The sequence below is a fragment of the Pseudoxanthomonas sp. SE1 genome (assembly GCF_029542205.1).
Classification (GTDB): Bacteria; Pseudomonadota; Gammaproteobacteria; order Xanthomonadales; family Xanthomonadaceae; genus Pseudoxanthomonas_A.
Map to the genome: position 1 here is coordinate 3,706,538 of NZ_CP113783.1, position 23,925 is coordinate 3,730,462.

A 23,925-nucleotide genomic window follows, 5' to 3' on the forward strand; every position below is an offset into this window, starting at 1 on the left:
GTGCTAGCTTCGCCGAATTCGACCGATCCAAAAGGGTGCAGGATGAACACGCGTTACGCGACGAAGGTCATGATGCTGGCGGGTCTCGCGGCGTGCGCGATGGCGGTGGCCGGCAGCGCATGGGCGGCAGCGGCAGACGTCGGCGAGGCCGCGTACAAGGCCGTGGATCCCTTCATCGGCACGGGTGGCGAAGGCCATACCTACCCCGGCGCCACTGTTCCGTACGGCATGGTGCAGCTGTCGCCCGACACCCGTATCCAGCCACGCAAGGACGGGTACGGATGGGCCGCGGGCTACCGCTACGACGACACCACCATCGTCGGCTTCTCGCATACGCATTTTTCCGGCACCGGTCATTCCGACCTGGGCGACCTGCTGCTGATGCCCACCACCGGCGAGCTGAAACTGGAACGCGGCGATCCCGACAAGCCTGGCAGCGGCTACACCTCGCGCTTCCGCCACGCCACCGAGACCGCCCAGCCCGGCTACTACGCCGTCACCCTGGACGACCACGACGTGCGCGCCGAACTCACCGCCAGCCCGCGCGTGGGCATGCACCGCTACCACTTCCCCGCTGGCAAGCCTGCGCACGTGGTGCTGGACCTGCGCACCAGCATGTACGACTACCCCGGCAAGGTGTCGTGGTCGCGCGTGCGCGTACGCGCCGACGGCACGGTCACCGGCTTCCGTGAAACGCGGGGCTGGGCGCCGGGACGCCAGCTGTATTTCGCGCTGCGCTTCTCGCAGCCGGTCACCGGCCATGCGTTGCACAACACCGAGCAGGACATCCCCTACAAGGGTTTCCCGCCGCCCGGCGAAAAGGATCCGCGCCAGCGCGCGCAGATCGAAGGCCGGCAGCTGGTCGCCGCGTTCGATCTGGCCCCGGGCGCCGGCAAACCCGTGCTGGTGAAAGTGGCCATTTCGCCGGTCAGCGAAGACAGCGCCATCGCCAATCTCGACGCAGAAGCGCCCGGCTGGGATTTCGACGGCATGCACGCGGCCGCCAGACAGCAATGGAGTGACGCGCTGGGTGCAGTGGATGCCCAGGGTGACCCGGCGCAGCGCACCCGCTTCTACACCGCGCTGTACCACACGCTGCTCGGCCCCACGCTGTTCATGGACAGCGACGGGCGTTACCGCGGCCCGGACAATGCCGTGCACCAGGCGAAAGGCTGGACGAACTACTCGACCTTCTCGCTATGGGACACCTACCGCGCCCTGCATCCGCTGGCCACGCTTGTGCAACCGCCGCAACGCACGAACGACTTCGTCAATTCGCTGCTGGCCGCGCGCCGCGAGAGCCCGTACGGCGTGCTGCCGGTATGGTCGTTCCATGGGCAGGAAACGTGGTGCATGATCGGTTACCACGCGGTGCCGGTGATCGCCGACGCCTACATGAAAGGCATCCGCGGCTACGATGCGGAGGAAGCGCTGCAGGCGATGGTAGCCAGCGCCAGCTACGGGCCGTACGACGGCATCGCGCAGTACCGCGAGCTGGGTTATGTGCCCATCGACGAGGAAGGCGAAGCAGCCAGCAAGACGCTGGAGTACGCCTTCGACGACTGGACCGTGGCGCAGATGGCGCGCGCGATGGGCAAGGCCGATGTCGCCGCGACCTTCGACAAGCGCGCGGCCAACTGGAAGCATGCGTTCGACCCCGACACCGGCTTCATGCGTGCGCGCAAGCGCGACGGCAGTTTCCGCACGCCCTTCGATCCCGGCGCCAGTGGCTATGGCACCGACTACACCGAAGGCAATGCATGGCAGTACTCGTGGTACGTGCCGCAGGACGTCGCCGGCCTGGCCGCGGCGCATGGCGGCGATGAGGCCCTGCTGGCGCGCCTGGATGCGGTGTTCGATGCGAAGGTGGATGCGTCGGTGTTCGCGCACATGGAGGACATCACCGGCCTGATCGGCTGGTACGCGCACGGCAACGAACCCAGCCATCACGTGGCCTACCTGTATGCCTACGCGGGCCAGCCATGGCGCACGCAGGCACGGTTGCAGCAGATCATGTCCAGCCAGTACGCAGCACGTCCGGACGGCCTGGCCGGCAACGACGACCTGGGGCAGATGTCGGCGTGGTACGTGTTCACCGCCCTGGGGTTCTATCCGGTCACGCCCGGCAGCAACCAGTACATCATCGGCCGCCCGTTCCTGCCGCGCGCAACGCTGCACCTGCCCAACGGAAAGCGCTTCAGCATCATCGCCGACGGCCTGGACGATACGCATGCCTACGTGGGCAGCGCCAGCCTCAACGGCAAGCCGCTGACGCGCGCGTACCTGACCCATGACGAGATCCTCGCCGGCGGCGAACTGCGCTTCGTGATGCAGGCGAAACCGGACACCACCTGGGCCACCGATCCGGCCCAGCGGCCGTACTCGATGTCCCGTTAGGGTCGACCCATCGCATCCAGCGCTGCGCGAAGCGCGCGGACACGCGCCGGATCGGTCTCGGACCAGTCCGGCGCCAGCCCGTGCAAGGCCGGACCGCGGAAGCCCATCGACGAAACACGCGGCGCCTTGGCCGAGGCATGGAATTCACATGCACCGGTCAGCGTCGCCAGTGCGGCGACATTGCCGGCGTCGATGCCGGCGCCCGGCATCACCGTCACGCGGCCCGCGGCCTGCGTTACCAGCGCGGCGATGCGATCAGCGCCGTCCACCGCCGTGGCCTGACCGCCCGACGTCAGCACGCGTTGGCAACCCAGGGCGATCACCTGTTCCAATGCCTGCGCCTGGTCACGCGCCGCGTCGAAGGCGCGGTGGAACGTCACCTGCAACGGACCCGCTGCGGCCACGAGTCGTTCGCACAACGGCAGGTCGATGCCACCATCGGCCTGCAGCGCGCCGATCACCACCCCGTCGCAGCCCAGCCGTACGCACATCTCGATGTCGCGCAGCATCACCTCGGTTTCGCGCGCGTCGTAGAGGAAATCGCCCGCGCGTGGCCGCACCAGCACGAACAACGGGATCCGCACGTGTTCGCGCGCCAGCGCCAGCGTGCCGTACGACGGCGTGGTGCCGCCGGACGACAGGCCTTCACACAGTTCCACCCGGTCGGCACCGGCCTCCTGCGCCGCCAGCGCGGAGCCCAGCGAGTCGGCGGCGATCTCCAGCCGCCGTGGCGCGCGTGCGTTCATGCGCCCTCGCCGTACACGGCCCCGGAGGCCAGCAATGCGTCCTGCCGCTGCGCATCGCAGACCGCGTAGACAAAGCCCGGGTGCAGCGCGAACGCGCCGGCTTCGCCATGCTTGTTCAACGCCAGGAAACAGACCTGCAACGACTTGCTGGCTTCCGGCCGCTTGCGCACCACCCGCGCGATGGCTTCGCGACACGCTTCCATCGGCGAACGGCCCTGCCGCATCAGTTCCACCACCAGGAAGCTGGCCGCATTGCGGATCATCTCCTCGCCCACGCCCGACGCGGTGGCCGCGCCGACCTCATTGTCCACGTAGAGGCCTGCACCGATGATGGGGCTGTCGCCCACGCGACCGTGCATCTTCCACGCCATGCCGCTGGTGGTGCAGGCGCCCGCCAGCCTCCCATGGCGGTCGATCGCCAGCATGCCGAGCGTGTCGTGGTTGTCGCGGTCGCCGGGCCGCTGCCGGCGCTCGGCATTGATCTCGGGCTTGTACTCCGTGCGCGCGCGCCATTCGTGCCATGCCTGTTCTGCCTGTGGTGTCAGCAGGCGTTGTTTGCTGAAACCCTGCTCCACCGCGAACTGCTGTGCGCCATCGCCCACCAGCATCACGTGCGGCGTCTTCTCCATCACCTGCCGTGCGACGCTGATCGGGTGGTCGATGTCCTCCAGCGCCGCCACCGCGCCACAGCGGCCATCGCCGTCCATGATGCTGGCGTCCAGGGTCAGGATGCCGTCGCGATCAGGATTGCCGCAGCGCCCGACGGTGGGATTGCACAGGTCCGTCTCGGCCCAGCGGGCGCCCTGTTCCACCGCGTCCAGTGCGCCACCGCCCGCGGCCAGCACCTTCCATGCCGGCTGATTGGCCTGCACGCCGAAATCCCACGTGGACACCACGCGCGCACCCGCAGGGGTGCTGCCCGATGTCTGGCCCGCCGACCGGCCGGACAAGGCCAATGCACCAGCGGACAACGCCGCCTGGCCCAGGAATTTTCTTCTGCCGTTCATGCCTGCTCCTCATATGTTGGTTCAGCGCGCGCGGGCCGGTGCGTGCGCGCATGCATCGCCGCACCTACCAGTCCCAGCTGCCCATGGTCGATGCGCCACAACGGTGGCGGCGTGCGCGCGCCGGTGAACTTTTCCGCATACCGCCGCGCGAAGTCGCCCTGGTGCAGGAACGGCGCGATGTGACGGGTCACGCCGCCGGCCAGGTAGGCCTGGCGCGCGCCAACGGTGAGCACCAGGTCGCCGACCAGGCTACCGAGCCAGCCGCAGAATACGGCCAGCGTTTCCCGCGCCAGTGCATCGTCGCCATGCGCGGCTTCCACCAGCGGTGCGACCTGCTTCCAGTGCGGCACGGTGCCGCGCACATCGGCCAGCGCGTCGTACAGATGCATCAATCCGCTGCCGGACAACACACGCTCGTTGTCCACGTGCGACCAACGCCGCGACAGACGCTGCAACACGTCCAGTTCGACGGCGGTGTTGGCGGCCAGCGCCGCGTGGCCTGCTTCGCTCAGCAACACCTGGCTGCCCTGCGCATCCAGGCACAGCGCCGCGCCCAGCCCGGTACCCGGCCCCAGCACAAGGGCCGGAGACTGCATGCCGGGGTCTTGCTGCGCGACCAGCGCCACCAGCGCGCTGCGCTGCACGCCGGGAATGGCGCGCGCGACGGCTTCGAAATCGTTGATCACCTGCAGCGACCCCAGCCCGGCTTCCTGCGCCGTGCCACGCACGGACACCTTCCACGGCAGGTTGGCATTGACCAGGCGCTCGCCATCGAGAAAACCGGCGATGGCGACCACACCGGACGTCACCCGGACGCCCGGCGCGGTCGAGCGGAGGCGCAGCAGGTAGTTTTCCAGGATGGCGGCAAGCGACGCGTGCTCCGCGCAGCGGTACATCGCCATGTCCCGCACGTCGATCGGGTCGCGCGGGGCACACCAGCCCAACCGGGCGTGGGTGCCCCCAACGTCGGCCACGAGGCAAGCGTTCCGGTGCTGTGCAGAATCCATGGAAAGACCCGGCCGCTACCGGGGTCACGTTCGGAGACGCAGCACTATACGTTCGATTTGGATCGTTTCAAAAGGATGGAGGGCTGCACCGGGACCCGGCCGGAAACATGCTCGGCCGCCAAGGCCGGGACAGCAGTCAACGCGGAACATGTCCGTGCTTGTCATCCGCATGGAGCACGATCCGTTCCCGGGCATCGCCGCCACGCTCCACCACACCGGTCCGGCGACAGCATTCACCTGGCTTCAGCGTTTCAGCACGGGCGCTGCGGCATCGGGGAACTCGCGCACCTGCAACGACCGCGACGCCTGCCATGGCCCGCCAGCGTGCGCGCGTCGTCGAACAGGCGGCTGCTCCAGACGCAGTCGGTGCCGTAGTCCACGCAAACGGGCCTGGCTGCCGGTTGCCGCCCAGATCGCATTCTCCACGGCACACGAACCACGCTTCCGGACAGTCCTTGCACGACAGTCGCTGTCGGTCGGAGTTCTTACCCCGCCTCGGCCACAAGCGGACATCAGCCATCACGTGAATCCAGCCGCGCCGTGAAGCGGCGTCGGCGTGGCGGGATTGTTGGATATCGGTTCCCGGGGCATCGAGTACGGTCCTGCTCCCGGCAATGAACTCGTCCCCGACGGGTGCACAAGCAAGCTCCGACGTCCGCGGTTCCGATTGGCGCGAACGGCCCGATCGAGACTCCAGGCGCTCGCCGCCGCAGTTTTAGCTCCCCGCACTGTCCCCCTTCACGTCGGCATGCCGGGGCGCGTGCAAGGATGGGTTCCACGTCGGTCGCCCGCCCCCACAGGATTTCCGATGCCCCAGGTCTGGAGGGTCTTCAGTCACTGGTTGCGCCTGCGTCGACGCTTGTGGCGCTGGCGTCGCGCAGCCACCAAGAAGCCCCTGGGCGCGGAAGCCCCTTTGCGCGCGCAGCTGTTCAATGTCGAGCAGATGGAAGTGCACGGCCGCTCCCTTGCGCGCGCGCACCGGATACACGCGCGTCCCGGACCGGAACGGCTGCTGGACCGCCTGGCCGAGAACGAAGGCCTGCTGGACGACGTCTGCGCGCTGCTCACGCGAATGGTCCAGGACGACATGCGCATCACGCCGGCCGGCGAATGGCTGCTGGACAACTACTACCTGGTGGAAGAGCAGGTACTGACCGCGCGGCGGCATTTGCCCAAGGGCTACAGCCGCCAGCTTCCCTCGCTCAGCCAAGGCCATTCTTCCGGCTTGCCGCGCGTCTACGATCTCTCGCTGGAAGCGATCGCGCATGGCGACGGCCGCATCGATGCGGAAACCCTCAGCCGCTTCTTCGCCGCCTACCAGTCCATCACGCCGCTGAAGCTCGGCGAGCTGTGGGCCATCCCGATCATGCTGCGGCTCGCACTGATCGACAATCTGCGCCGCATGGCGGTGCGCGTGATGCGCGATGGCGCCGACCACAGGCTGGCCAGCGAGTGGGCCGGACAACTCAACCGCACCGCGGCGGAGAGCCCCAAGGACGTCGTGCTGGTGATCGCCGACATGGCGCGCTCGGATCCACCGCTGACCGGCGCGTTCGTGTCCGAGCTGATGCGCGGCCTGCAGGGGCGTGGCGGCGTTTCGTCCATGCCGATCACCTGGCTGGAACAATGGGTCGCCGACGGTGGCCATCGCATCGAAGAGCTTGTCCACCTGGAAAGCCAGCAGCAGGCGGCGGACCAGGTATCGATCAGCAACAGCATCGGCAGCCTGCGCTTCCTGGCGAACATGGACTGGCGGGAGTTCGTGGAGGACATGAGCGTGGTCGAGCGCGCCCTGCGCGAAGACCCGGCCCGCACCTACGCGCTGATGGACTTCAGCACGCGCGACAGCTATCGGCATGTGGTCGAGAAGATCGCCCGCCTGGCCGATGTCGGCGAAAAGGAGGTGGCGGACATCGCCCTGCAACTGGCGCAGACCGCCGCCGCGTCCGATCCGATGGGCTACCAGGCCCATGTCGGCTTCTATCTCGTGGACGACGGCGTTGCCCGTACACAGGCCGCGGTGGCGGAGTACCTCGCCGGCGGACGACGGGTACGTCTGCGTCCGCGCCGTATTCCCCTGCTGGCCTATCTGGCGCCCATCGCCGCCATCATCGGATTGTTCACCTACGGCCTGCTGAAGGCCGGATCCCCGCTCCAGGGCGTGCCGGTCTGGCTGCCGGCGGCACTCGCCCTGCTCGCTTTCAGCGAACTGGGCATCGCCCTGGTGAACTGGGCGGCGACCTTGCTCGTACCGCCACGCCCCCTGCCGAGGATGGATTTCTCCAAAGGCATTCCGGCGACATCGCGCACGCTGGTAGTGGTGCCCAGCATGCTGGGCAGCGCCGATGGCGTGGACAGCCTGGTCGAAGCGCTGGAAGTGCGCTTCCTGGCCAATCGCGACCGCCACCTGCATTTCGGGCTGCTCACCGATTTCCTGGATGCGGACGATGCCGTGCTGCCGGGCGATGCGGCCCTCGTCGCGCGTGCGGCGCAACGGATCGAACAACTCAACCGGCGCTATGCGCCGGAGCGGGCGGAGGATGGCGGCGGCGATCTGTTCTTCCTGTTCCACCGGCCGCGCCAGTGGAATGCACGCGAGCGGCGCTGGATGGGCTACGAACGCAAGCGCGGCAAGCTGGCGGCCCTGAACCGGCTCCTGCGCGGTGGAAACACGGACGAGTTCCTGCAGGTGACCGGCAACACCGGCGTGCTGTCGCAGGTGCGCTACGTGATCACCCTGGACACGGATACGCGCTTGCCGCGCGATGCCGCGCGCGAGTTCGCCGGCACGCTGTCGCATCCGCTCAACCAGGCAGCATTCGATCGGCATCGTCGCCGCGTCGTGCGCGGCTACGGCATCCTCCAGCCCAGCGTGGGCACCAGCCTCAGCGGCCGGCCGAACTCGCGCTATGCGCGCATGTTCGGCAGCGAGCCCGGCATCGATCCGTACACGCGCACGGTCTCGGATGTGTACCAGGATCTGTTCGGCGAAGGCTCCTTCGTCGGCAAGGGCATCTACGACGTGGATGCGTTCGAGCACGCGCTCGCCGACCGCTTCCCCGACAACCGCATCCTCAGCCATGACCTGCTGGAAGGCTGCTATGCGCGTGCCGGCCTGGTCAGCGATGTGCGCCTGTTCGAGGACTATCCGTCGCGCTACGCGGCCGACGTGAAACGGCGCTATCGCTGGATCCGCGGCGACTGGCAGCTGTTGCCATGGTTGCTGCCGTGGGTGCCGCGCCACGGGGGCGGGCGCGAGCGCAACCCGCTGTCGTGGCTGTCGCGCGGCAAGCTGCTCGACAACCTGCGCCGGAGCCTGGTGCCGGCGGCGACCACGGTGCTGCTGGTGCTGGGCTGGCTGTTCTCGCCCGACCCGCTCGTGTGGACGGCATGGCTGCTGAGCCTCTGGGCGCTGCCCGTGCTGGTTCCGGCACTCCGCGATGTCTTCGCCATCCCGGTGGACATGCCACTGGAAACGCATCTTCTGCAGGTGGGCCGATCGAGCCTGCGGCAACTGCTGCGCGCCGCGGTGAACGTGGCCTGCCTGCCTTACGAGGCCTTCTTCAGCCTGGCCGCCATCGTACGCACGCTGTGGCGTCTGCTGGTCACGCGCAGGCATCTGCTGCAATGGAATCCTTCCAGCGAGGTGGAGCGCAGCCTGGGCAGCGGCATCAAGGCCGAACTGCTGAGCATGGCGCCAGCCCCCCTGATCGCCGCCGCCATCGCCGCGTTGCTGGCGTTGAAGCAGCCGGCAGCGCTGTGGGTCGCCGCCCCGCTGCTGGCGCTCTGGCTGGTGTCGCCGGCCATCATGGCGTGGCTGGGTCGCCCGCCGGGCCAGCGCGACGGAAAGCTGTCCGCGATGCAGCTGGCGTTCCTCGGGAAACTGTCGCGCCGCACCTGGGCGTTCTTCGAAACCTATGTGCGCGCGGAAGATCACTGGCTCCCGCCCGACAACGTGCAGGAACACCCCGCGCTGGTGGTGGCGCGGCGCACGTCGCCCACCAACATCGGGCTGTCGCTGCTGGCCAACCTGGCCGCGCACGATTTCGGGTATCTGCAGACCGGCGGCGTGATGGCGCGTACGCGCCTGGTGTTCGACACGCTGGATGCGCTGCCACGCCATCGCGGGCACTTCTACAACTGGTACGACACCGCGACGCTGCAGCCCCTGCCACCGGCGTACATTTCCACCGTCGACAGCGGCAACCTGGCAGGCCACTTGCTGACGCTGCGCCAGGGCCTGCTGGCCCTGGTCGATGCGCCGGTGCTGGCGCCCAGCACGTTCACCGGCCTGGCCGACACCCTGGCCGTACTGGAAGACGCCCGCCAGGACGTGCCCGCGGAAAGCGCTGCGCTGGCCGGCGCGGTGGATGCGTTCCGCGCATCACTGGCACTGGCGCGGCTGGAGCCGCCCGCGACCGTCGATGAAGCCGAACGCGTGCTGGCCCGGTTGGCCACGCAGGCGGATGACATCGCGTCGGCGTGGCCCGCGGCCGATACCGACGGCGGCCACCCGCATCAATGGCCGACGGCGCTGGTCGAAGGCTGCCGATCCGCGCATGCGGAACTGCAGTTCCTGCTCCCCGACGCCGGCACCGGCGATGGCCAGCGCATTCCGACCTTGCGCGAGCTGCAGGAAGGATCGGCCAACCCGCTGGCAGGCCGGCGCGCGCGCGAACGGATCCACCAGCTGGAACGCCTGGCGCACATCGCCGGGCAGTTCTCGCTGATGGAGTACGAATTCCTCTACGACCGCGCGCGCCACCTGCTCGTCATCGGCTACAACCTGGACGAGCACCGGCTCGACAGCAGCTTCTACGACCTGCTCGCCTCGGAGGCGCGCCTGTGCAGTTTCGTCGCGATCGCGCAGGGCCAGTTGCCGCAGGAAAGCTGGTTCGCGCTGGGTCGCCTGCTGACCGAGGTCAACGGCGACGCCACGCTGCTGTCGTGGAGCGGCTCGATGTTCGAGTATCTGATGCCGCAGCTGGTCATGCCCAGCTACCCCGACACGCTGCTGGACCAGACGTCGCGACATGCCGTGGATGCGCAGATCGCGCACGGTGCGCGCCATGACGTGCCGTGGGGCATCTCCGAGTCGGGCTACAACACCGTCGACGCCCGCATGAACTACCAGTACCGCGCGTTCGGCGTGCCCGGGCTGGGCCTGAAGCGGGGACTGGGCCAGGACCTGGTCATCGCGCCGTACGCCAGCATGATGGCGTTGATGGTGGCGCCGGAGGAAGCGTGCCAGAACCTGCAGCGGCTCGATGCGCTGGGGTTCGGTGGACACTTCGGGTTGTACGAAGCCATCGACTACACGCCGGCCCGGGTTCCGCCCGGACAGGAATACGTGGTGGTGCGTTCGTTCATGGCCCATCACCAGGGCATGGGCTTCCTTTCGCTCGTCCACCTGCTGCGCCAGCAGCCGATGCAGCGGCGCTTCGTGGCCGATGCCGAGTTCCAGGCCACCCTGCTGTTGCTGCAGGAACGCATCCCGCATACGGGCGTGTTCCACCCGCACGAAGCCGAAACGCTCGGCACGCGCGCCGCACCGATCGAGTCGGAAACCCAGTTGCGCATCTTCCGCGACCCGGGCGCCTCGCGCCCCGCCGTGCAGCTGCTCTCCAACGGGCGCTACCACGGCCTGCTGACCAGCGCCGGCGGCGGGTACAGCCGCCATCGCGACATGGCGGTCACGCGCTGGCGCGAGGACGGCACGCGCGACAACTGGGGCAGCTTCTGCTACCTGCGCGACGTGGAGAGCGGCGAGTACTGGTCCACCTCGCTGCAACCCACCTGCGCGCCGGTCGAGCAGTACGAAGCGATCTTCTCCGATGCCAAGGCCGAGTTCCGCGGACGCAAGCGCGGCTACGAAAGCCATCTGGAGATCGCCATCTCCGCCGAGGACGACATCGAGCTGCGCCGGTTGCGCCTGAGCAACCGCAGCCGGCGCACGCGCACCATCGAGATCACCACGTATGCCGAGGTGGTGCTGGCGCCCGCCATCGCCGACGAACTGCACCCGGCCTTCAGCAACCTGTTCGTGCAATCAGAGATCGTGCGCGAGAAGCAGGCACTGCTGTGCACGCGCCGACCGCGCGCGCACGATGAAGTGCCGCCGTGGATGTTCCACCTGGTGGCGGTGCACGATGCGGACATCGGCACGATCTCGTACGAGACCGACCGCGCACGCTTCCTGGGCCGTGGCAACACGCCGCGCGCGCCGCATGCGCTCACCGACCAGGAGGCGCTTTCGGACAGCGAAGGCTCGGTGCTGGATCCCATCGTGGCGATCCGATGCCGGATCGAACTCGCGCCGGGACAGACCGCGATGATCGACATGGTCCACGGCGTGGGCCTGGACCGCGATGCCTGCGCCGACCTGATCGACAAGTACCGGGACCGCCGCCTGGCCGACCGCGTCTTCGACCTGGCGTGGACCCACAGCCAGGTGGTCCGGCGCCAGATCAACGCCTCCCAGGCCGACGCGCAGCTCTATGAGCGCCTGGCCGGCCTCATCGTGTACGCGCACCCGTTGCTGCGCGCCGATGCCGATGTGCTGCTGCAGAACCAGCGCGGCCAGTCCGGCCTGTGGGGCCACGCGATCTCCGGCGACCTGCCCATCGTGCTGCTGCAGATCTCCGATGCCGACAACATCGACCTGGTCCGCCAGATGGTGCAGGCGCATGCGTATTGGCGCCTGAAGGGCCTGCGTGCGGACCTGGTGATCTGGAACGAGAGCCAGGCCGGCTACCGGCAGCAGTTGCAGGACCAGATCCTGGGCATGATCTCGTCCGATCCTGAGGCGAACGTACTGGATCGGCCGGGTGGCATCTTCGTGCGCCCCGGCCACCAGATGTCGCAGGAGGACCGCATCCTGCTGCAATCGGTGGCGCGGGTGATCGTCAGCGACCAGTCGGGCTCGCTGGCATCCCAGATCGGCCGTCGCGAACCGGTCGAACGCCTGATGCCGACGCTGTTGGCCGAGGGGCCGCGGGAAGAGCGCGCGGCGCTGCCGGAACCGGAAACGTCGACCGGACTGCCCCCGCCCGCCGATGTCGGCGAAGGCGACGATACATGGCCATTCGAAGCGGTGGCCACCGCATTCCTCCACGACAACGGGACCGGTGCGTTCGCTGCCGATGGACGCGAGTACGTGATCGTCACGCGCGAGGGCAGTCCGACACCGGCACCGTGGTCAAACGTACTCGCCAACGACCGGTTCGGCACGGTCGTCAGCGAAAGCATAGCCGGCTACACGTGGTTCGAGAATGCCCACGAATTCCGCCTCACGCCGTGGCACAACGACCCGGTCGCCGACAGCGGTGGCGAAGCGTTCTACCTGCGCGACGAGGACACCGGGCATGTGTGGTCGCCGCTGCCGCTGCCATGCCGGGGACGCGGCGCGTACCGCACGCGCCATGGCTTCGGCTACAGCGTGTACGAACATGTCGAGGACGGCATCGCCAGCGAATTGTGGGTGTACGTGGCGGTCGAGGATGCCGTCAAGTACTCGGTGCTGAAGGTGCGCAACCTGTCCGGCCGCGCACGCCGGCTTTCCGCCACCGGTTACGTGGAATGGGTGCTGGGCGACCTGCGCGTGAAATCGCAGATGCACGTCATCACCGAGCAGGATGCCGGCAGCGGCGTACTGACGGCGCGCAACCCGTACAACACGGAGTTCGGCGGCCGGGTCGCCTTCTTCGACACCGACGCCAGTGGCTGCAGCTTCACCGGCGACCGCACGGAATTCCTGGGACGCAACGGCGGCATGGGCGCTCCGGCGGCGATGCAGCGCGAACGCCTGTCCGGCCGCCTGGGCGTGGGGCTCGATCCCTGCGCCGCCATCCAGGTGCCGCTCTCCCTGCCCGATGGCGAAGCGTCGGAGACGGTGTTCCGGCTGGGCATGGGCAAGGACCATGAAGAAGCCCTGCAGCTCGCGCGGCGTGTGCAGGGCGCGCAGGGCGCGCACGATGCCCTGGATGCCGTGCGTATCCACTGGCGCGGACTGCTCACCTCGGTGCAGGTCAGCACGCCGGATGCCAGCGTGGATGCGCTGGTAAATGGCTGGCTGATGTACCAGACGCTCGCATGCCGCTACGTGGCGCGCAGCGGCTATTACCAGTCCGGTGGCGCGTTCGGCTTCCGCGACCAGTTGCAGGACACCATGGCGACGCTGCATGCCAGGCCCGCGCTGACCCGCGCGCACCTGCTGCTGTGCGCCGCCCACCAGTTCCCGCAGGGCGATGTGCTGCACTGGTGGCATCCCCCGCAGGGACGCGGCGTGCGGACACGCTGTTCGGACGACTACCTGTGGCTGCCGTTCGCGACCTGCCGCTACCTGGAAGTGACGGGCGATGCCAGCGTGCTGGACGAGGACGTGGGCTTCGTCGACGGACGCCCGGTCAATCCCGACGAGGAGTCCTACTACGACATGCCGGCGACGTCGTACCTGCGGCAGTCGTTCTACCGGCATTGCGTGCTGGCGCTCCGGCGTGGCTGCAGCCTGCTCGGCGAGCGTGGCCTGCCCCTGATCGCGACCGGCGACTGGAACGATGGCATGAACCGCGTCGGTGAAGCGGGACGTGGCGAAAGCGTATGGCTGGGCTTCTTCCTGTACGACACACTGCAGCGCTTCATCGCCGTTGCGCGCCTGCGCGGCGATGAGGCATTCGCCGACGAATGCGCCGAGCACGCCGATCGCCTGCGCGGCAACCTGGAGGCGCATGCCTGGGACGGCGAGTGGTATCGGCGGGCCTGGTTCGACGACGGCACGCCGCTGGGCTCGCGCCAGAGCGATGAATGCAGGATCGATTCGATCTCGCAGAGCTGGTCGGTCCTGTCGGGTGCGGCGGATGCGGCCCGCGCCACGCAGGCCATGGCGTCGCTGGACCGCTACCTCGTGAAGCGCGAGGCGGGCCTGATCCAGCTGCTCGATCCTCCCTTCGACAAGACGCCGAAGGATCCCGGCTACATCCGCGGCTACGTGCCCGGCGTGCGCGAGAACGGCGGCCAGTACACCCACGCCGCGGTGTGGGCCGCCATGGCGTTCGCGCGCCAGGGCGACACGGAGCGCGCATGGGAACTGGCGCGCATGATCAATCCCGTCAACCACGCGCAGGATCCCGCCTCGACCGCCGTCTACAAGGTGGAGCCGTACGTGCTGGCGGCCGATGTGTACGGCGTGGCGCCCCATGTGGGCCGCGGCGGCTGGACCTGGTACACCGGTTCGGCCGGCTGGATGTACCGCCTGCTGACCGAATCGCTGCTGGGACTGCAGCGCATCGGCGCCGAGCTTGCACTCGCGCCCTGCCTGCCGCGCGACTGGCCGGCGTACGAACTTCGCTACCGCTTCGGGGCCAGCCTGTACATCATCTCCGTGCAGCAGGTCGATACCGGCACGGCGACGTTGCGGTTGGACGGCACTGAGCAGTCGGGTCTCCGGTTCGCGCTGGTGGACGACGGCAGCGTGCATCGCGTGGAGGCGCGCTGGCCGCGCGCACCGGCATGAAATCGCGCGCGCAACTCGACGCGGACCTGGACCGTCTGGCGGACATGCTGCCGCCCTGGCTGCAGCACCTCCGCCACGAGGCGCAGTTCTGGCCGCAGTTCGAAGCGCTGGCGCTGGACATCCTGGGCCACGCCGCCGACCACGACCGCGATCATGTGCGGCAGCGTCTGGATGCGATGCTTGTCGCCCACGGCAAACCGACGCGCGGCTGGGATGCACTCGGAACATCGCCGCGGGATGGAGTGCGGTAGGCGCCGCGACGCGGACGCTGCCGACGTCGCGTGGCATCGCGTGGCAGCGACTGCGACACTGTGCACCCCACGGTCGCGGAACCCCTGCCATGCGATGCCTGAGCAACCTCCTGCTCAACACCGACAGCTACAAGGCCAGCCACTGGCTGCAGTACCCGCCAGGCACCGACGCCACGTTCTTCTATGTGGAATCGCGCGGCGGCATCCACGACCGCACGGTGTTCTTCGGCTTGCAGGCGATCCTGAAGGAATACCTCGCGCGTCCCGTCACCCATGCCGACGTGGACGAGGCACGCGATGTCTTCGCCGCGCACGGCGAGCCGTTCAACGAGGCCGGCTGGCGCGACATCGTGGACCGCCATGGCGGCCACCTGCCCCTCCGCATCCGCGCGGTGCCCGAAGGCACGGTGGTGCCCACGCACCAGGCGCTGATGACGATCGAATCCACGGATCCGCACGCATTCTGGGTTCCGTCGTACGTCGAGACGATGCTGCTGCGGATCTGGTACCCGATCACCGTGGCCACCATCAGCTGGCACGCCAAGCAGACGATCCGGCAGTTCCTCGAACGCACCAGCGTCGATCCGGCCGGCCAGCTGCCTTTCAAGCTGCACGACTTCGGCAGCCGCGGCGTCTCCAGCGTCGAGTCCGCCGCCCTCGGCGGCGCGGCGCACCTGGTCAACTTCCTCGGTACCGACACCGTGTCGGGCCTGCTGCTGGCGAAGGCGCATTACCACGAACCGATGGCCGGCTTCTCGATCCCGGCGGCCGAACACAGCACGATCACCAGCTGGGGCCGCGAACACGAGGTGGATGCCTACCGCAACATGCTGCGGCAGTTCGCGAAGCCCGGCGCGATCGTCGCGGTGGTGTCGGACAGCTACGACATCTTCCATGCCATCAGGGAACACTGGGGTACCACGTTGCGGCAGGAGGTGATCGCATCGGGCGCGACGGTGGTGATCCGCCCCGATTCCGGCGACCCGGTCGCGGTGGTGCACCAGTGCCTGGAACTGCTGGACGACGCCTTCGGCCACACGGTCAATGGCAAGGGCTACCGGGTGCTCAACCATGTGCGCGTGATCCAGGGCGACGGCATCAACCCCACCAGCCTGCGCGCCATCCTGGAACGCATCACCAGTGCCGGCTACGCCACCGACAACCTGGCCTTCGGCATGGGGGGCGCATTGCTGCAGCGTCTCGACCGCGACACGCAGAAGTTCGCGCTGAAGTGTTCCGCCGCGCGCGTCGACGGCGAGTGGATCGACGTCTACAAGGATCCCGTCACCGACAAGGGCAAGCAGAGCAAGCGTGGCCGGATGACGCTGCTGCGGCACCGCGAGTACGGCGGCTTCCGTACCGTGCCCGTGCCACCGGCCGCCGCATCGCTCGACGACGTGGAGAAGCCCGCCGGTTACGACGACGCCATGGTCACCGTGTGGGAAGACGGCCGCCTGCTGCGCGACTGGACCTTCGCCGAGATCCGCGCCCGCGCCGAAGCCGCGCGGCTGTAGGCCCTCACCCTTGCGGCACGCCCGTCATGTCGGGCAGGTGGTGCGCGACGCCCTTGTGGCAGTCGATGCAGGTCTTCTTGCCGGTGCCGAGCCACAGCTTGTGCACCTGCGCCGCGCGCGAGCCCTGGCGGGTGAGGTCCATCGAATCGTAGTCGTGGCAGTTGCGGCACTCCAGAGAATCGTTCGCCTTCAGCCTGTTCCACTCGTGCGTGGCCAGGATCAGGCGCTCGTCCAGGAATTTCTCGCGCGTGTTGATGGTGCCGAAGAGCTTGCCCCAGACCTCCTTCGATGCCTGCATCTTGCGCGCGATCTTGTCGGTCCAATTGTGCGGCACGTGGCAATCGGGGCAGGTGGCGCGCACGCCCGAGCGGTTGGTGTAGTGGATGGTGGTCTTCAGCTCCTCGAAGACGTTGTCCCGCATCTCGTGGCAGCTGGTGCAGAACGCTTCGGTGTTGGTCGCTTCCAGCGCGGTGTTGAAACCACCCCAGAACATGATGCCCGCCAGGAACCCGGCCACCGTCAGGAAACCCAGGCTGTAATGGCGGCTGGGCAGGCGCAACGTGCGCCACAGGCCCAGCACCCGCTGCTTGGTCCGTGACCACATGGGCTACTCCTCCGCGGCCGGGGGCGATGACAGCACGCTGTCGATATCGCGGAACTGGTTCGCGACCAGCACCGGCGCGTCGGTCTGCACCACGTGGCACTGGTTGCAGAAGTAGCGGCGCGGCGAGATGGTCGCCAGGAACTGGTCGTCGCGGTCCATGTAGTGCGTCACGCTGACCGGCGGCGCCTGGAAGGTGGCCGCGTTGGCGCGGGCATGGCACAGCATGCAGCGGTTGCTGTTCCTGTCGACCTGGTAGCCGTCGATCGCATGCGGGATGGTCGGCGGCTGCATCGGGTAGGCGCGTGCACGCCTCAGGTCGGCGTTCTCCACGTGCGCCATCGGCGGGGGATGGCCCTCCTTGTCCACCGGCACGCCGCGCCGGAGGGCATCGATCTGGCCCGCGCCGGGCACGAAGACCGCGCGCGCGTCCACGGGTGTGGACACCGCCACCACCGGGGCTTCGTGCCCGTCCGGGCGACCTGTCATCCATCCCGCCACGAAGACCAGCGCCATCAGGGCGACGGTCAGCCCCACCGCGATCCAGAGATGCTTGTTCTGCACGGGCGTTCTCCTAGGCGGCCACGACTTTGACGGCGCACTTCTTGTAGTCGGTCTGCTTGGAAATCGGATCGGTCGCGTCCAGCGTGACCTTGTTGATCAGCTGGCCGGCATCGAACCAAGGCACGAACACCAGCCCGCGCGGCATCCGGTTGCGGCCGCGCGTCTCCACGCGCGAGCGCATCTCGCCACGCCGCGACGCCACGATGATCTCGTCGCCGCGCTTGAGCCCGCGCGCCTTCGCATCGTCCGGGTTCATGAACACCACCGCCGCCGGAAACGCCTTGTACAACTCCGGCACGCGCATCGTCATCGACCCCGAATGCCAGTGCTCCAGCACGCGGCCAGTGACCAGCCACAGGTCGAACTCGTCATCCGGCGATTCGGCGGCCGGCTCGTACGGCAGCGCCCAGATCACCGCCCTGCCGTCCTTGTTGCCGTAGAACTCGAAGCCCTTGCCCGGCTTGACGTACGGATCGGCGCCCTCGCGATAGCGCCACCGCGTCTCCTGGCCCTTCACCACCGGCCAGCGCAGGCCGCGCGCCTTGTGGTAGTCGTCGAACGGCGCCAGGTCGTGGCCGTGGCCGCGGCCGAACGCGGCGTATTCCTCGAACAGACCCTTGTGGACATAGAAGCCGAACAGCGCGGATTCGTCGTTGGTGTAACCTGCTTCGATGTCGCTCGTGGGAAACCTGTCCACGTTGCCGTTGCGGTACAGCACATCGAACAGCGTCTTGCCCTTGTACTGCGGGTTGGCCGCCAGCAGTTCGGCCGGCCAGCACTCGTCGGTGGTGAAGCGCCTGGAGAACTCCATCAGCTGCCACAGATCCGAGCGCGCCTCGCCGGGCGCCTTCACCAGCTGATGCCAGAACTGGGTGCGCCGCTCGGCGTTGCCATAGGCGCCCTCCTTCTCCACCCACATCGCCGCCGGCAGGATCAGGTCCGCCGCCTGTGCGGTGACGGTGGGGTATGCGTCCGACACGACGATGAAGTTGTCCGGATTGCGGTAACCCGGCCAGGTCTCCTCGCGCAGGTTCGCGGCGGCCTGCATGTTGTTGTTCACCATCACCCAGTACGCATTGAGCTTGCCGTCCTTCAGCGCGCGGTTCTGCTCGACCGCGTGGTAGCCGACCTTCGGATTGACGGTACCGTGCGGGAGCTTCCAGATCTCCTCGGCATGCTTCCGGTGCTCAGGGTTCGTCACCACCATGTCGGCCGGCAGGCGATGGCTGAAGGTGCCCACTTCACGCGCCGTGCCGCAGGCTGACGGCTGCCCGGTGAGCGAGAAGGGGCTGTTGCCCGGGGTGGCGATCTTCCCGGTCAGCAGGTGGATGTTGTAGACCATGTTGTTGGCCCACACGCCGCGCGTGTGCTGGTTGAAGCCCATGGTCCAGAACGACATCACCTTGGTCTTCGGATCCGCGTACAGCTCGGCCAGCTGTTCCAGCCAGCCACGCTCCGCGCCGGTCATTTCGACGGCTTTCTCCAGCGTGTACGGCGCCACGAAGGCGGCGAACTCCTCGAAACTGATCGGCTGCCCGCCGTTCGGGTCCTTGGCATTCTTCGCCTTGACCTCCAGCGGGTGTTCCGGGCGCAGGCCGTAGCCGATGTCGTCGTTGCCGCGCTTGAACGTGGTGTGCCTGTCGACGAAGGCCTGGTTGACCTTGCCGGTGCGGATGATGTGGTTGGCGATGTAGTTGAGGATGACCAGGTCGGTCTGCGGCTTGAAGATGATCGGGATGTCGGCCAGCTCGAAGCTGCGGTGCTCGAAGGTGGACATCACCACCACTTTCACGTGCGGGTGCGACAGCCGCCGGTCGGTCACCCGGGTCCACAGGATCGGATGCATCTCGGCCATGTTGGAGCCCCACAGCACGAACGCATCGGCGGCCTCGATGTCGTCGTAGCAGCCCATCGGCTCGTCCATGCCGAAGGTGCGCATGAACCCCGCCACCGCCGACGCCATGCAATGGCGCGCGTTCGGGTCGATGTGGTTGCTGCGGAAGCCGGCCTTCATCAGCTTGTTGGCGGCGTAGCCCTCGAAGATCGTCCACTGGCCCGAGCCGAACATGCCGATCGCGTCGCTGCCCTTCTCCTTGAGCACGCGCTTGAACTGTGCGGCCATCACGTCGAAGGCCTCGTCCCAGCTCACCGCGGTGAAATCGCCATCCTTGGCGTACGCGCCGTTCTTCTTGCGCAGCAGCGGCTGGGTCAGGCGGTCGGCGCCGTACAGGATCTTGGACAGGAAGTAGCCCTTCACGCAGTTGATGCCGCGGTTGACTTCCGCATGCACGTCGCCGTGCGTGGCCACCACGCGCCCTTCCTTCACGGCGACATTCACCCCGCAGCCCGTGCCGCAGTAGCGGCACGGCGCCTTGTCCCACTTCAGTGTTGTCCGGTCGCCTTCGGTGACCACATTGCTGCCGCTCCCGGCAAGCGGCAGCCCGGCCGCCGCCGCGGCCGTGGCCAGCGCGCTGTGGCGGATGAACTCGCGGCGTGTGCTCATGGCGTGGCTCCGGTCGGGGACAGGATGGAGAGGCTGGGAAGGGGCTCATCGAGCGCACGCGCAGGCTCGGCATGGTGGTAGACCAGCAGCACGTTCAACACCCCCGGCACCGACTGCAGCTGGTCCACGCGCTCCATCACCGCATGGCGGTCTGCGGATTCGCAGATCACCACGCTGCGCGTATCGCCGGCCAGTGCGAGTTCGAGATCGTCGTGCGTGTCGATCATCGCGGCGAGCGCAGTGGATGCACTGTCGCGGTGCTGGACCACGAAGCTGGCGATGTGGACTTCGGCTTCAGTGCCTGGCGGGCTCATGCGATGGCCTCCGTGGCCGGTGCGTGCTGCAGGGTGATGGCATCCACGGGGCACGTGCCGACGCAGGCACCGCAGCCTGTGCAGCGCTCCGCGTCGACGAGGGCCGCACCCCGTGCTGCGGGCGGCACGTGGATGGCGGAGGCGGGACACACGTCGCGACAACTGGCGCACACCACGCCGTGCGCCGACAGACAGCGATCCGCAACCTGGGCAACGATGGTCCACGGGGGATCGAGGGAAGGAGCGAACGCGTCGCTGTCGCAGGCGGCGACGCATTCGCCGCAGAACGTGCATTCGCCCGCCGTCGCGTCGAAACGCGGCAAGCCGTCCGCGCAGCGCACCAGCACCTGCTGCGGGCACTGGCGCACGCAGGCATCGCACTGCGTGCAGGCGTGCGTGAATTCAGCCTCGGGCCTGGCCCAGGGCGGACGGAAGACGACGGATGCCGGTACTGTCGCCGCGCGACCGAACAGCAGGGCACGACGCGACATCGAGCGGACATCGTCCATCGCTCAGGGTCCCGTCGGCGGACCGGCGAACAGCAGCTGCCACATCCACACGAGGAAGCCGTACCCCGCCACGATCAGTACGGCCATCAACGGGAAGATGACCACCGTCAGCAACAGGAACGCGGTGCGCTCCTGCTGCTTGCTCGCAACGGCTGATCCTTCGCTCTGCTCCATGTTGCCTACCTTGCAGGTGGGTACTGGTGCGACGATGCTGCGGCCGCAGGCTATCACATTCATGCAGCGGGCCCGCCCCGGTCATCGGATGGTGAAGCTCAGGAAGTCGGATGCTGCAGCGCGGCCCAGTCTTCCGGTGTGTTGCAGTTGCGCAGCACCTGCTTCCATGGCGATGACGGCAGATGGACGGTGTGCAATCGCTGCTGCAGCGCTCGCAGCGAGCACGCACGTCCCGTGAGGTCGCCGATCTGCTCCAGCGTGGCGCGCACGTCGGCATCCAGGCGCAGCGCCATCGGCAAGGCATGGCCTTCCACGCACGTGCATGCAGCATCGGTCGCGAGCAATGCGTGCAACAGTTCGATGGACAGCAACGGCATGTCCACCGGAACCACGATCCACGCGCCATCCCGCAGGCGTGGGGCGAGTTGTGCAAGCGCACCCATCGGACCGGTATCGGGCTGCGCGTCCGGCACGCTGTCGAAGCCGGGACGATCGCCGCTGACGATCACCTCGCGTGCCCCCGCCGCCCGCAGCAACGCAGGCATGTGCGTCAGCAACGTGCCGTCGCCCCAGGGCAGCAGTGCCTTGTCCGTGCCCATCCGCGACGATCGCCCACCCGCAAGGAGAACCGCGCGCCACGCGGGCAACGGCCGATTCACGCCGGGGCCCACGGCTGGGGCCGCAGATGGCTGTAGCCATGCACCTGCACGAGCGTGCCAGCGTCGACGTGCTCCGCTTCGGCAGGCAGGGTGATCCATGCGGAAGATCGCGAGAAAGGCAGCAGGCGGAACGAGGCCTGCTCCGCGCCGGCATGCACGCGCATGCACCCTTCCCCGTCGCAGCGCAGCGTGGCATGGAAAGCGGCATGCAGCCCGGCACGCTTGCTGCATGCGGCGGCGAGCGGCAACCGGCATTCCTGTTCCCCGGACATGCCCAGCCATGCGCGCAGCAGCGGCTCGACCAGGAAGCGGAAACCCACCGCCGTCGACAGCGGATTGCCCGGCAGGCCGACGAACAGCGGCCCCTCGCGCAACCGCGCACACAACACGGGCTTGCCGGGGCGCAACGCCACGCGGTGGAAAATCCGCTCCGCGCCGCGCGCATCCAGTGCGCACGGAATGAAGTCGTAATGGCCCCTGGATACCGCGCCGGTGCTCAGCACCAGATCGACGCCGTCCGCGAGCGCCGTATCGAGCGCAGTCTGGAAATCCGCCACCTCGTCGCCGACGCGCAAGACGCGGACGGCTTCCGCACCCGCGGTCGCCAGGGCGGCGGCGAGATACGGCGAGGTCGCGTCATGGACGCCGCCCGGCGGCAACGGCTGGCCCGGCGCCACCAGTTCGCGGCCAGTCGCCAGCACGGCTACGCGCGGGCGGCGCGCCACCTCGACCCGATCGATACCGAGCCCGGCGAGCAGCAACATCTGTGGGTCGCCGACAAGCGTGCCCTGTTCCAGCACCACGCATCCCGCCGGCACGTCTTCGCCCCGGCGCCGGATGTTCGCGCCCGGCTCGGCCTGCGCCAGCAGCCGGATGCGCGGTGCCCCTGCGTCCCGCATGGCGAGCGCCTCGATGCGCTCCACCGGCACCACGATGTCCGCGCGCGCGGGAAGCGGCGCGCCGGTCATGATCTCCCACGCGTATGCCGCATCGTCCCGCGGCATGTCGCCCGCACCGATGCGGGCCGCGATCTCCCACTCGCTGCCGATGGCTTGTGGCTGTCCGCCCGATGCAAGCGCGACGCCGTCCATCGCCGCATTGTCGAACGGCGGCAATGCGCTGCCGCTCACCACGTCACGGCCCAGCACGCGACCTGTCGCTGCGGCGAGCGCGACCTGCTGCACGGCGAGCAGGCGCGCGCCCTCCAGCACCCGCGCCAACGCTTCGTGGTATCCGATCACTGCGCCTCCCGGTCCGTGCCGCGACATCGTCGGCCGCTCCCTGAAGGCCGACGGCGGATCGTCGACAGCCTAGTGCGCGGGCACCGCGATTGCCAATCGCGGCCGCACGCGCATGCCGCGCTCAGCCGCAGGCCGCCACCGCCCCGGCGGCAAGCGGCACGTGCCCGACGACGTGCAATGCCTCCGCCAGTGCGGACCCCACCAGGACCACGCCGGGCTGCCGTGCGTCGAACACCGGCGGCGCATCACGCAGGGCCTGCAACGTGGTCAGTTCGCGCCGTTCGTCCCCGCGGCTGGCGCCCTGCACGATGGCGACGGGCGTGTCCGCGCGCAGGTGCGGCAGCAGCCCCGCCGCCAACGATGCGAGCCGCGACATGCCCATGTAGATGGCCAGGGTGGTGCCGCTGCGCGCCAGCGCCGCCCAGTCCGGCTCGCCATGGTCATGCGTGTGCGCGGTGACGAAGGTGACGCCGTGGCAATGCTCCCGGTGGGTCAGCGACACGCCCAGCGTCGCCGCCGCCGCGAAGGCCGCACTGACGCCGTTGACGATGCGCACGTGCACGCCCGCCGCGCGCAGGAATGCGATCTCTTCCCCCGCGCGCCCGAACATCAAGGCATCGCCGCCCTTCACGCGCACCACATTCAAGCCCTGCAATGCGTAGCGGCGCATCAGCCGGCAAATGAAGGCCTGCGGCGTGGAACGGCATCCGGCCCGCTTGCCCACGCGCACCACGCGCGCGTACGGCGCGAGCGTGACGATCTGCGGGTCGACAAGTTCGTCCAGCAGCAGCACGTCTGCGGCCGCGAGCGCCTTGACCGCCTTGAGGGTCAGCAGGTCCAGGTCGCCCGGACCGGCCGACAGCAGCACCACGTCGGCCGGTTGGCGCATGCGAAGGGAGTCGTTGTGCATCGGCATCCTCTGTAAAT

General features: G+C 68.4%; 16 protein-coding genes. 4 read left to right on the top strand and 12 right to left on the bottom strand.

Annotated features, from left to right (window positions below; genetic code table 11):
- The first annotated feature begins 42 nt into the window (after nt 1-42).
- A complete protein-coding gene (locus OY559_RS17535; RefSeq protein WP_277727568.1) occupies nt 43-2,397 on the top strand; it encodes a GH92 family glycosyl hydrolase in 2,355 nt (784 codons plus the stop codon).
- Here OY559_RS17535 and OY559_RS17540 read toward each other — a convergent pair.
- From OY559_RS17540 to OY559_RS17550, 3 genes are read right to left on the bottom strand one after another with little or no spacing between them, the layout of a single operon-like run.
- Nucleotides 2,394-3,143: a copper homeostasis protein CutC gene (locus OY559_RS17540; protein ID WP_277727571.1), complete on the bottom strand. Its 750-nt coding sequence runs from the start codon at nt 3,141-3,143 to the stop codon at nt 2,394-2,396. The genes OY559_RS17535 and OY559_RS17540 overlap by 4 nt on opposite strands.
- Nucleotides 3,140-4,150 carry a glycosylasparaginase gene (locus tag OY559_RS17545; protein ID WP_277727572.1) on the bottom strand — a complete coding sequence of 337 codons (1,011 nt, stop codon included), beginning with the start codon at nt 4,148-4,150 and terminating at the stop codon, nt 3,140-3,142. Before OY559_RS17545 ends, OY559_RS17540 begins: the two co-directional genes overlap by 4 nt.
- Complete coding sequence (locus OY559_RS17550; RefSeq protein WP_277727573.1) at nt 4,147-5,124, bottom strand: glucokinase; 978 nt, start codon at nt 5,122-5,124, stop codon at nt 4,147-4,149. The genes OY559_RS17545 and OY559_RS17550 overlap by 4 nt, the downstream gene beginning before the upstream one ends.
- Nucleotides 5,125-5,965: 841 nt before the next feature.
- Here OY559_RS17550 and OY559_RS17555 point away from each other — a divergent pair.
- From OY559_RS17555 to OY559_RS17565, 3 genes are all read left to right on the top strand, one after another.
- A complete protein-coding gene (locus tag OY559_RS17555) occupies nt 5,966-14,668 on the top strand; it encodes a glycoside hydrolase family 94 protein (RefSeq protein ID WP_277727574.1) in 8,703 nt (2,900 codons plus the stop codon).
- Nucleotides 14,665-14,919 carry a hypothetical protein gene (locus OY559_RS17560; RefSeq protein ID WP_277727575.1) on the top strand — a complete coding sequence of 85 codons (255 nt, stop codon included), beginning with the start codon at nt 14,665-14,667 and terminating at the stop codon, nt 14,917-14,919. Before OY559_RS17555 ends, OY559_RS17560 begins: the two co-directional genes overlap by 4 nt.
- Before the next feature lie 89 nt (nt 14,920-15,008).
- The gene (locus tag OY559_RS17565) at nt 15,009-16,433 is read left to right on the top strand and encodes a nicotinate phosphoribosyltransferase (RefSeq protein ID WP_277727576.1); all 1,425 of its coding nucleotides are present in this window, start codon (nt 15,009-15,011) and stop codon (nt 16,431-16,433) included.
- 4 nt (nt 16,434-16,437) lie between these two features.
- On the opposite strand, the gene OY559_RS17570 is transcribed toward OY559_RS17565, so the two are convergent.
- The 9 genes from OY559_RS17570 to cobA form a co-directional block, all read right to left on the bottom strand.
- A complete protein-coding gene (locus tag OY559_RS17570) occupies nt 16,438-17,037 on the bottom strand; it encodes a NapC/NirT family cytochrome c (RefSeq protein WP_277727577.1) in 600 nt (199 codons plus the stop codon).
- 3 nt (nt 17,038-17,040) lie between these two features.
- Nucleotides 17,041-17,598: a nitrate reductase cytochrome c-type subunit gene (locus tag OY559_RS17575; protein ID WP_277727578.1), complete on the bottom strand. Its 558-nt coding sequence runs from the start codon at nt 17,596-17,598 to the stop codon at nt 17,041-17,043.
- Nucleotides 17,599-17,608: 10 nt separating this feature from the next.
- Complete coding sequence (gene napA / locus OY559_RS17580; protein WP_277727579.1) at nt 17,609-20,101, bottom strand: periplasmic nitrate reductase subunit alpha; 2,493 nt, start codon at nt 20,099-20,101, stop codon at nt 17,609-17,611.
- The gene (locus tag OY559_RS17585) at nt 20,098-20,415 is read right to left on the bottom strand and encodes a chaperone NapD (protein ID WP_277727580.1); all 318 of its coding nucleotides are present in this window, start codon (nt 20,413-20,415) and stop codon (nt 20,098-20,100) included. The genes napA and OY559_RS17585 overlap by 4 nt, the downstream gene beginning before the upstream one ends.
- The gene (napF, locus tag OY559_RS17590; protein WP_277727581.1) at nt 20,412-20,906 is read right to left on the bottom strand and encodes a ferredoxin-type protein NapF; all 495 of its coding nucleotides are present in this window, start codon (nt 20,904-20,906) and stop codon (nt 20,412-20,414) included. Before napF ends, OY559_RS17585 begins: the two co-directional genes overlap by 4 nt.
- A gap of 21 nt (nt 20,907-20,927) precedes the next feature.
- On the bottom strand, nt 20,928-21,161 hold the full coding sequence (locus OY559_RS17595; RefSeq protein ID WP_343228733.1) for a periplasmic nitrate reductase, NapE protein: 234 nt from the start codon (nt 21,159-21,161) through the stop codon (nt 20,928-20,930).
- Between the two features lie 35 nt (nt 21,162-21,196).
- Nucleotides 21,197-21,697, bottom strand: coding sequence for a molybdenum cofactor guanylyltransferase (locus tag OY559_RS17600; RefSeq protein WP_277727582.1), 501 nt, complete (start codon nt 21,695-21,697; stop codon nt 21,197-21,199).
- 56 nt (nt 21,698-21,753) lie between these two features.
- Complete coding sequence (gene glp / locus OY559_RS17605; RefSeq protein WP_277727583.1) at nt 21,754-22,998, bottom strand: molybdopterin molybdotransferase MoeA; 1,245 nt, start codon at nt 22,996-22,998, stop codon at nt 21,754-21,756.
- A gap of 121 nt (nt 22,999-23,119) precedes the next feature.
- A complete protein-coding gene (gene cobA / locus OY559_RS17610) occupies nt 23,120-23,869 on the bottom strand; it encodes a uroporphyrinogen-III C-methyltransferase (RefSeq protein WP_277730045.1) in 750 nt (249 codons plus the stop codon).
- Nucleotides 23,870-23,925: the final 56 nt, after the last annotated feature.